This is a genomic window from Allofournierella sp., from assembly GCF_017889395.1.
GTDB lineage: Bacteria > Bacillota > Clostridia > Oscillospirales > Ruminococcaceae > Allofournierella.
In genome coordinates this window covers 1-8,618 of sequence record NZ_JAGHKE010000095.1, presented here as the reverse complement: position 1 = coordinate 8,618, position 8,618 = coordinate 1, and the positions used below count along the sequence as shown (strand labels likewise).

General features: G+C 61.0%; 6 protein-coding genes. 3 read left to right on the top strand and 3 right to left on the bottom strand.

Annotation, left to right across the window (positions count from 1 at the left end):
* A partial coding sequence (locus tag J7G73_RS11380; protein ID WP_291246333.1) for an MFS transporter occupies positions 1-814 on the bottom strand: 814 nt, incomplete at its 3' end.
* 306 nt (positions 815-1,120) lie between these two features.
* Between J7G73_RS11380 and hisS the strand changes: the two genes are divergently transcribed.
* A complete protein-coding gene (gene hisS, locus J7G73_RS11375; protein ID WP_291246332.1) occupies positions 1,121-2,365 on the top strand; it encodes a histidine--tRNA ligase in 1,245 nt (414 codons plus the stop codon).
* Positions 2,366-2,433: 68 nt separating this feature from the next.
* Here hisS and J7G73_RS11370 read toward each other — a convergent pair whose 3' ends face one another.
* Entirely contained in the window at positions 2,434-3,192 is a 759-nt protein-coding gene (locus J7G73_RS11370; protein WP_291246331.1) for a TraX family protein, read from the bottom strand.
* Between the two features lie 33 nt (positions 3,193-3,225).
* Positions 3,226-4,833: a glucosyltransferase domain-containing protein gene (locus J7G73_RS11365; protein ID WP_291246330.1), complete on the bottom strand. Its 1,608-nt coding sequence runs from the start codon at positions 4,831-4,833 to the stop codon at positions 3,226-3,228.
* A gap of 246 nt (positions 4,834-5,079) precedes the next feature.
* Here J7G73_RS11365 and J7G73_RS11360 point away from each other — a divergent pair, with 246 nt between their 5' ends.
* The gene (locus J7G73_RS11360; protein ID WP_291246329.1) at positions 5,080-7,593 is read left to right on the top strand and encodes a ribonucleoside-diphosphate reductase subunit alpha; all 2,514 of its coding nucleotides are present in this window, start codon (positions 5,080-5,082) and stop codon (positions 7,591-7,593) included.
* 30 nt (positions 7,594-7,623) lie between these two features.
* A partial coding sequence (locus J7G73_RS11355; RefSeq protein WP_291246328.1) for a ribonucleotide-diphosphate reductase subunit beta occupies positions 7,624-8,618 on the top strand: 995 nt, incomplete at its 3' end.

The following is an 8,618-nucleotide window of genomic DNA, read 5'->3' as shown; positions in this document are numbered from 1 at the left end:
CCGCCGCGGCAAGGCTCAGCCGCCCGGCCGCCGATCCCGCCGCGCCCACCGCCACCATCCAGGCCGCGGCGGTCTCCGGCAGGCCGCTCTGCCGGGCCAATTCCAGAATGCGGGGACTGAACAGCAGCACCGCCGGGGTGGCCAGCGCCACTGAGGCGGTGATCCACCAGTAGGCGGAGGTGTGCAGCATATGCCCCGGGGTCATGCCCTGCTGGTTTTCCTGCCCCGCCGCCGGTTTCGGGGGCGGATTCTGCAACAAAAGACTTGCCCCGCCGCAGACAAGGCCCAGCAGCGCACCCAATGCCCAGAAACAACCCCGGATGCCCCACAGCCCGGTGAACCACTTCACCAGCACCGTGAGCGCCGCGCCGGACAGCCCCACCGCCACGCCGATCACCCCGGTGGCAAGGCCCTTTTTGTCCGCGTACCATTTCTGGGCGCAGCCCATCACCGCCGGGTACAAAAAGGCGCAGCCCGCCCCCACCGGGGCGCTGAAGGCCAGATAAAAGAGCCAGGGCGTTTGCCCGGGCACAAAGCCCGCCGCCACGAACCCGGCGCAGAGCCCGGCGCTGCCCAGAAGGGCGGCGAAGCGGGGGCCGAGCCTGTCCTGCAAAAAGCCGCCGGCCACCCCGCCCGCGCCGAAGGCCGCCACCAGCCAGCTGAGCACAAAGCTGGCCGTTTCCTCCTCAAAGCCGTATTCTGAGCGCACCGGCTCCTGAAACACGCCCCAGGCGGTGGGGATGCCCGCCAGCAGCTGGATGGCCGCCCCCGCCGCCAGGATCACCCAGGGGTGCTGTTTCACAAACTGCCCCATTGTTTTGTTCCTCTCTTTTCTTTTTGGCTTAGTGTTCCCCCTTTTTGTTGAGGCAATACCGCACAATTCACGGCAAACGCCTCAGACGGCGTATCGCGCCAAAATTTTCTGTGATATTTCCCAAAAATGCTCGCCAAGTCACCAAGGATTGGCTGCGCTTTTTGCTTCATCTCACAAAAAATTTTACGGCGTGCTCCACCATCTGGAATTGCGCGGTGTTGCCTTGACAAATACCGGCCCGCCGGGCTATCATTAGAAGATAAAAGCACTTTATTTCATTAAAATAGATTTGTGGGAGGAACATCAATGAAAACCAATCCGCTGAAGGGCATGAAGGACTATCTGCCCGCCGAGCAGGCGCTGCGCGACTATGTGCAGGGCCGCATTCTGGAAACCTACCGCGCCAGCGGCTTCGAGCGCATCTCCACCCCCATGCTGGAGGATATGGAGAATCTGGACAAGAGCGACGGCGGCGACAACCTGAACCTGATCTTCAAGGTACTCAAGCGGGGCGACAAGCTGGCTTCCGCCATCGCCTCCGGCAATGAAAAGGATCTGTCCGACATGGGCCTGCGGTACGATTTGACCCTGCCCCTCTCCCGCTACTACGCCGCCAACAAGGACAAGCTGCCCAGCCCCTTCAAGGTCATCCAGACCGACCGGGTGTTCCGTGCCGAGCGGCCCCAGAAGGGCCGGATGCGGGAGTTCGTCCAGTGCGACATCGACATTCTGGGCGACGGCTCCTGCAACGCGGAGATCGAGCTGATCGATGTGACCGCCCGGGCGCTGCTGAACATCGGCTTTGACGACTTCACCGTGAACATCAACGACCGTCGGCTGCTGCGCGGCATGCTGACCAGCATGGGCTTTGCCCACGAAAGCCTGGACAGCGTGTGCATCACCTTCGACAAGCTGGACAAGATCGGTGCCGAGGGCGTGGCCAAGGAGCTGACCGAGAAGGAATGCCCCGCCGAGGCCGTTGCCGCCCTGAGCGATTTTCTGGCAAAGGGTGAGTTCAGTCTGGAGGCCATCGGCGCTCTGTGCGAGGACAAGACCCTTGCTGAGAACCTGGGCAAGGTGATCGCCACCGTGGAAACTCTGGCCGGCGGCAAGTATAAAATCGCCTACTGCCCCAGTCTGGTGCGCGGCCAGGGCTACTACACCGGCATGGTGTTCGAGGTCACCTGCGCGGCCTTCAGCGGCGCGGTGGCAGGCGGCGGCCGCTACGACAACATGATCGGCAAGTTCATCGGCCAGCAGGTGCCCGCGGTGGGCTTCTCCATCGGCTTCGAGCGCATCTGCGGCATCCTGGCCGAGCAGGGCTTCGCCATTCCGGCCCAGAAGCCCAAGATGGCCCTGCTCTACCTGCCCGACGCGGACTTCGCCCAGGTGCTGGCCAAGGCGGCCACCCTGCGGGAGGGCTACACCGTGACCGTGCTGCCCCAGGCCAAAAAGCTGGGCAAGCAGTTCGGCGCGCTGGAAAATCAGGGCTTTGCCGCCGTGGCCTTCGCGGACAACGACGATGTGAAGACCCTGGGCGCAAACGGCTGATTTTTCCGTTTTATTTTCAACACAAAAAGGCTCTGCCTGTGGAAAACCCACGGGCAGAGCCTTTTTTATTATTGTAAGACCAGCAGCTTCACCGCCGCCAGCACCGCCAGGTGGGCCGGATAAAACAGATAGAAAAACCACTTCCAGAACGCCCGGCCGTGCTCGGCCCGCTTTCCATTATAAAACAGCAGGATCACCGCGCCCGCCACCAGAATGCCCAGCGTGCTTGCCGCCGTGTGCAGCACCGCCTGCACCGTCCATCCCTCCGGCATGGTCTGGAAGAAAAAGATCACCGCTTCCCCGAAAAAGACAAGCGCCAGCCCGCTGCGTCTGCCCCCCAGCCCGGCTTTTCCGTACCGCCAGCCGCAGAACAGGAAGGTGAACAGCGGGGCCATCGTTCCCCAGTCCATGAACAGACTGACAAAGAACAGCCCCAGCAGCGCCGCGAAATTCCGCCCGAGCCGCTCGCCGGGCCGGGTGGCCATTTCATGGGCCACATGGGCGGTTCCCAGGCAGACCAGCAGCGTGAACAGCATGTTCAGCTGGAAAAAGCCCAGCGCCAGCTGGTAGGGGATCTGGGAGATGAGGGCAAACACCAGCAGCCGCAGCGCGTAGGCCTTGCGATCATGGGTGTACTCGTAGCCCTCGGCCAGAAAATAACACATGGTCACCGCGGTGAAGTAGCCGATGTCCACCAGCGGCTCAAACCAGGGATTTTCCGGCGAGAGCAGCGCATTTGCAATGTGATTCAACAGCATGGTGGCCATGGCGATGGCCTTGATGGCATCCCGGTTCATGCAGGGCCAGATTCCGACGCTGGGTTTCATGGGCTCTTTCCTCCTTTGGGGCTCCGCCTCCTGTTACCGGAAGCGTTCGCCCAGTTTCACGATCATTACTCCATCCAGCATCCCGACACTGCCCTCTGCCGGATAGCAGGGCATCGCCGCGACCCGGTCGTCCTTTCTAAACCGAAACCAGGTCCCCTCATCCGCCATCACCGCCGGATTCTGAAGAACATTGTCGAAATATGCCTGATAGTAGCTCTGCCCCGCGACTCCGAGCGCGTATCCGATCTCGTTGCCCACCATCTCATAAAGCCGCTCAAACCCGGCCACCTGATTTTCCAGCGCCGCGTCCGGCATTCCCACAAATACCACCGGGGTCTGGCCGGTTACGTATCCCGGGCAATCCTCCATCCGGTAAACAATCCGGGTGAGCAGCGACAGGCTTGCCTGCTGCTCCAGATCCTTTTTCAGGTAGGCGGCGTTTGCAGTCTGCACATTTCCCCACAGCACCACAAAAACCAGCCCCACCGCCGCGCAGCGCTGCCCGTATTGCAGCACCGGTTTTCTCAGCAGCTTCCGGTCCACGTCCCACCAGGCAATCAGCAGAACAAACAGATAGGTGAGCCAAAAGGCAAACTGCATCAGATCATGGCTCATGCCGCCGGTCAGAATATAGGTCACATTCATGCCAAGCGGCACCAGCGCCAGCAAAAGCAGCGCCAGCAGCTTTTCCGGCACTCCGATTTCTCTTTGAACGATCCGGAACAGCACGACCGCACCGCTGATTCCCACCATCACAATATGTACCGCCAGCACAAGCCCTCTGGGATAGGCCGAGACGGCGGTGCACACCTTGTAGCCAACCTGGATATACCCGGTCACCACCGTGTAAAGGATTTCCGGCACCGGACGGGAGAGGATGGAGTCCATGGAATTGTAGGTCCCGCTGACCAGCAAAAGACCGGTGATGCGGCAAACCAGCTGAATGGCCAGATAATACAGCACACCCGCGCCCACGATCATCCCCAGGCTTTTCAGCCCTTTGCCGAACACCTCCGCAAAGGGGTGGCCGTCCAGCAGCTGCAACACCAGATACAAAATGACCAGCGTGATGGCCACCGACAGATAGCTTTGATACAGCCCCATGGAAACACACAGCGGCAGCATTCCATACAAAAAGCCCTTGTGGAACCTTTTCCACAAATAAACCGCCAGAACCGCCAATGCCAGCGCCAGCATGTTGCAGTCCAGATCGTGGATATAGGTGGCCGCCGTTGCGGTCACCGTGATATTCGCGGTGTAAACACCGGCAATCAGCGCCGTGAGCAGTCTGGACCGGATTCCAAACAGCTTCACGGTCAGAAACACCGCCGCACTGATGTACAGCAGCGACAAAACCCCGATCAGCCAGGGCAGGGTGATGGCTTCCCGGACCAGAAGCCGGTAGGCGGGCACGAATATTCTGCCCAGCTGTATCCGCCAGGCATTGCCGAACACCGCCGCGTTGAACTCATTCAGCGAATCGTGGGAAAAGGAGCTGTGCAGAAAAATATAGGCATGGGTCACCAGCCCCCATGCAAAGGTGGCGATCACGCACAGGAACATCCCATTGCGGTTTCGCTCAAAAAAATCCGCAAACCAGTCCGCCGCAATCCATCGGTTTCGCTTGCTCACAGTCACCATAAATCCGTTCCGTTTCCTTTCCCGCTTCTCTTTTCCTCCTGCACACAGGCATTCAATATTATCATATCGTAAAATCCCATGTTTGCAAGATGCGGCCCGTCTCGCTGCGGGCGCATTTTCTCTGTTTTGTACACTATTTCAGTATAATTCACACACCAGATATGGGTTTTGCGCATTGAAGCGAATGCAAGATGTGGTGTATAATAGGAAACGTTGCAAAATAGACGATTTACGGGAGGAAACACCATGCAGATCCAAAAACGCAGCGGCCAGGCCGAGGCCTTCGACGGGGGCAAGATCCTTGCCGCCATGGAAAAATCCTTTGCCAGCGTGGGCCAGGCGCCCAGTGTGGAGCAGCTGGCCGGCCTGCTGGACGCGGTGACCGGGCGGCTGAGCGGCGAGCTGGTCACGGTGGAGCAGATTCAGGACCAGGTGGAGCGGGCGCTGATGGAGCAGGGCCACTTTGAGGCGGCCAAAAGCTACATTCTTTACCGCTCCCGCCACGCCGAGCTGCGGGCCGCCCGCCAGGCCATCGTGGCGCAGGTGAACGCGCCCGGTCTGGAGGAGTGCCTGATGGGCATCCAGAAGGATTTCGACCAGCTGGTTTATCCTCTCACCGCACTGGCGGCCCGGTTTGCGGGCTTTGCAAAGCCCGAGATGGACACCGCCGAGCTGCTGGCCGCTCTGACCAAGGCGGCGGTGGAGCTGACCAGCCCCGAGGCTCCCAGGTGGGAGTTCGTGGCGGCGCGCCTTTTGAACCTCTCGTTTTCGCTGCGGCTGGAGGCTGAGCTCTCCCGCCGGGGCATTCATACCCTCTACGACAAGCTGCGCTACCTCACCGACGAGGGTCTCTATGGCAGCTACATTCTGGAGCACTATTCCCGGGCCGAGATCGGCGAGGCCGAAAGCTTCCTCTGCCCCGAGCGGGACAAGCTGTTCACCTATTCCGGGCTGGACCTTTTGCTCAAGCGGTATGTGATTCACACCCGGCAGCATGTGGCGCTGGAAACGCCCCAGGAGATGTTCCTGGGCATCGCGCTGCACCTGGCCATGGAGGAGAAAACCGACCGGCCGGGCTGGGTGAAAAAGTTCTACGACATGCTCAGCCGGATGGAGGTGACCATGGCCACCCCCACTTTGTCCAACGCCCGCAAGCCCTACCACCAGCTGTCCAGCTGCTTCATCGACACCGTGCCGGACAGCCTGGAGGGCATCTACCGCAGCGTGGACAACTTCGCCCAGGTGAGCAAGTTCGGCGGCGGCATGGGCCTTTACTTCGGCAAGGTGCGGGCCGCGGGCGGCAGCATCCGGGGCTTTGAGGGTGCGGCCGGCGGCGTGATCCGCTGGATTCGTCTGGTCAACGACACCGCCGTGGCGGTGGACCAGTTGGGCGTGCGGCAGGGCGCGGTGGCGGTGTATCTGGACGCCTGGCACAAGGACCTACCGGAGTTTTTGCAGCTGCGCACCAACAACGGCGACGACCGGATGAAGGCCCACGACGTATTCCCGGCAGTGTGCTACCCGGACCTGTTCTGGAAGCTGGCAAAAGAAAATCTGGACGCCCCCTGGCACCTGATGTGCCCCCACCAGATCGAAACGGTGAAGGGCTACTGCCTGGAGGATTACTGGGGCGAGGAGTGGGAGACCCGCTACCGGGACTGCGTGGCCGACCCCCGCATCCAGAAGCGCACCGTCACCGTGAAGGAGCTGGTGCGGCTGATTCTGAAAAGCGCGGTGGAGACCGGCACCCCCTTCACCTTCAACCGGGACGCGGTGAACCGGGCCAACCCCAACGGCCACAGGGGCATGATCTACTGCTCGAACCTCTGCACCGAGATCGCCCAGAACATGGCCCCCATCGAGACGGTGAGCACCGAAATTTCCACCGAACAGGGCGACCCGGTGGTGGTCACCACCACCCGCCCCGGCGAGTTCGTGGTCTGCAACCTGGCCAGCCTGTCGCTGGGCAACCTGCCGGTGACCAACAAGGCCTACATGAGCCAGGTGGTGTCCACCGCGGTTCGGGCGCTGGACAACGTGATCGACCTGAACTTCTATCCCCTGCCCTACGCCAAGCTCACCAACCGGAAGTACCGGAGCATCGGCCTGGGCGTGAGCGGCTACCACCACATGCTGGCCAAGGCGGGCATCCGGTGGGAGAGCGAGGAGCACCTGGCCTTCGCGGACGAGGTGTTCGAGACCATCAACAAGGCAGCCATCGCCGCCAGCAGCGCCATCGCCGCCGAAAAGGGCAGCTACTCCGCCTTCGAGGGCAGCGACTGGCAGACCAGCGCGTATTTTGCAAAGCGCGGCTACACAAGCCCCGAATGGCGGCAGCTGGCCGCCACCGTGGCAAAGCAGGGCATGCGCAACGCCTATCTGTTGGCCGTGGCCCCCACCAGCTCCACCAGCATTCTGGCCGGCACCACCGCGGGCGTGGACCCGGTGATGAAGCGCTTCTTCTTAGAGGAGAAAAAGGGCAGCATGCTGCCCCGGGTGGCCCCCGAGCTTGGCCCCCGCACCTACTGGTACTACAAAAACGCCCACCAGATCGACCAGAGCTGGAGCGTGCGGGCGGCGGGCGTGCGCGGTCGGCACATCGACCAGGCCCAGAGCATGAACCTGTACATCACCAACGACTACACCCTGCGCCAGGTGCTGAACCTGTATCTGCTGGCCTGGGAAAAGGGTGTGAAGACCATCTACTACATCCGCAGCAAATCGCTGGAAGTGGAAGAGTGCGAAAGCTGCTCTTCCTGACCCCCGGCCCATTTTGAAGGAGTGTGAACCATGACTCAGCTGATCAAAAAGCCCCTCTTCAACCCGGGCGGCGACACCGACGTGCGCCTGCGGCGGATGATCGGGGGCAACACCACCAATCTGAACGACTTCAACAACATGCGCTACGCCTGGGTGAGCGACTGGTACCGACAGGCCATGAACAACTTCTGGATTCCCGAGGAGATCAACCTGGCCCAGGACACCAAGGACTACCCGAACCTGTCCGCCGCCGAGCGCACCGCCTACGACAAAATTCTCAGCTTTCTGGTGTTTCTGGACTCCATCCAGACCGCCAATCTGCCCAACATCGGGGAATACATCACCGCCAACGAGGTGAACCTGTGCCTGTCCATCCAGGCGTTTCAGGAGTGCGTGCACAGCCAGAGCTACAGCTACATGCTGGACAGCATCTGCAGCCCGGTGGAGCGCAACGACATCCTCTACCAGTGGAAGACCGACGAGCACCTGCTGCGCCGGAACACCTTCATCGGTGATTTGTACAACGAGTTCCAGCAGCACAAGGACCCCTTTACCCTGCTGAAAGTGATGATGGCCAACTACATTCTGGAGGGCATCTACTTTTACAGCGGCTTCATGTTCTTTTACAACCTGGCCCGCAACGGCAAGATGCCCGGCTCGGCCCAGGAAATCCGCTACATCAACCGGGACGAGAACACCCACCTGTGGCTGTTCCGAAATATTCTCCTGGAATTGCAGAAGGAGGAGCCGGAGCTGTTCAGCCCCGAAAATGTGCAGGTGCTGAAGGAGATGCTGGAGGAGGGCGTGCGGCAGGAGATCGCCTGGGGCCATTACGTGATTGGCGATGCCATTCCCGGCCTGACCAAACAGATGGTCACCGACTACATCCGGTATCTGGGCAACCTGCGCTGGACGGGCCTCGGCTTCGGGCCCCTCTTTGAGGACAACCAGACCGAGCCCGCCTCCATGAGCTGGGTGAGCCAGTACTCCAACGCCAACATGGTGAAGACCGATTTCTTCGAGGC

Coding starts and splice junctions, on each gene's coding strand:
- J7G73_RS11360 (WP_291246329.1), top strand. CDS start 5,080: ATGCAGATCCAAAAACGCAGCGGCCAGGCCGAGGCCTTCGACGGGGGC.
- J7G73_RS11365 (WP_291246330.1), bottom strand. CDS start 4,833: ATGGTGACTGTGAGCAAGCGAAACCGATGGATTGCGGCGGACTGGTTT.
- J7G73_RS11370 (WP_291246331.1), bottom strand. CDS start 3,192: ATGAAACCCAGCGTCGGAATCTGGCCCTGCATGAACCGGGATGCCATC.
- hisS (WP_291246332.1), top strand. CDS start 1,121: ATGAAAACCAATCCGCTGAAGGGCATGAAGGACTATCTGCCCGCCGAG.